We start from the raw sequence: 1,223 nt of genomic DNA on the forward strand, positions 1-1,223 counted from the left end.
GAAGCCGCATATCCGCCTCCAGCCGATACGCCGTCGCCGTGCTGAACGCCGCACACGCCGCCGCTGAACGCGGCGACATTGTCTGTCTCATCTTCATATAATATCTCACCTGATGATCGTTGATATGGCTCCCAGGCACCGCATCTCCCCTTCAGAAGAAGCTCCACCTGGCAGGTCACGATCACCAAAAGCCCCCTTCCAGAAGAAAAGACGCCTGCGGCGGTGTGTCTGTCGCTCCTCGGGGCTTCGCCCCTCGTCCCGAAAGACACACCGCCGCCCATTCTCATCCTGTTTGTCGGCAATTCTCACCTTGTTTGTCGCGCAGCACTCGAACAGCAGGTCCTCGACATTACGCAGGTTAACTTTAACCGGCCGCGCTTTGCCCGGAGCAGCCCATTTTATGCTGCGGCTGCGGACGCAGCATTCCATTCCGCCATGGCGGCCGTTCGGAAGGTCCGGAGGGTTTTGCGGGAGACGAGGTGACGCTGAAGGTTGAAGGCGTTGCAGATTGCGGAATGGGTAGAGACGAACCTTTGCGCCTGGCCCTGGGACTTGAAGCGCTGCATCTTGCGCTCGCGTCAAGTTACTTATAAAATTTATCAGTATTTTGTATTGGTGCATAATTATTAAGAATTGACCATATAAAATGCGCCAAATAATCCATTATTTTATTGGCTTGGGATGAATTGTCTTCCACTGCAACTGCCGAAATTATCCGATCTATAGAAAGGAATATAAAGACTAAGTGCATTTCCATTTTCTCGCGCGCGTCAGGATCGACCCGCGCGAGGATTTTCTGCATTACCTTTACGCCGCCCATGGCGATCGGAAATACTTCTCGCGCATGATCATCATTGCTGTGGGCAGCCTCCCAATATGCCTCGCACAGGCGGTGCACTCGGGTCCACATAACCATATATGTGTCAAGCCAACCCCTTACAGCTGCCAAGTCTCGCACATCAATATCGTCGAGTTTCATTGTCACTTGATCCACTTCGGTGCATAGGTGATCCCGAAGCGGTCCAAAAAGATCATCTTTGCTTTTGAAGTGACGATAAAATGTCGGCACTGTTGTGCCGGCAAGTTCGGCGATCTGCTCAACCGTTGTAGACCGAAAACCGGCGGTCCTAGGCCGTGTGGACGAATTTTGCCGAGGTGACATTTTTGGCTTTTCCCGGAGAATCTGTTGTGATTCATAGGATTCCGACTGGATTGGAGGTCGG

General features: G+C 52.5%; 2 protein-coding genes. Both read right to left on the reverse strand.

All coding sequences use genetic code 11. The features are described from left to right. Positions 1-188, reverse strand: a 188-nt coding sequence (locus B5X69_RS21815; protein WP_217699169.1) for a hypothetical protein, incomplete at its 3' end; no start/stop codon positions are given. Positions 189-583: 395 nt separating this feature from the next. Then, positions 584-1,223 (reverse strand): TetR/AcrR family transcriptional regulator (locus B5X69_RS22555; RefSeq protein WP_217699178.1); only part of this gene is annotated, 640 nt, incomplete at its 5' end.

This window comes from Sphingopyxis flava (assembly GCF_900168005.1).
Classification (GTDB): Bacteria; Pseudomonadota; Alphaproteobacteria; order Sphingomonadales; family Sphingomonadaceae; genus Sphingopyxis; species Sphingopyxis flava.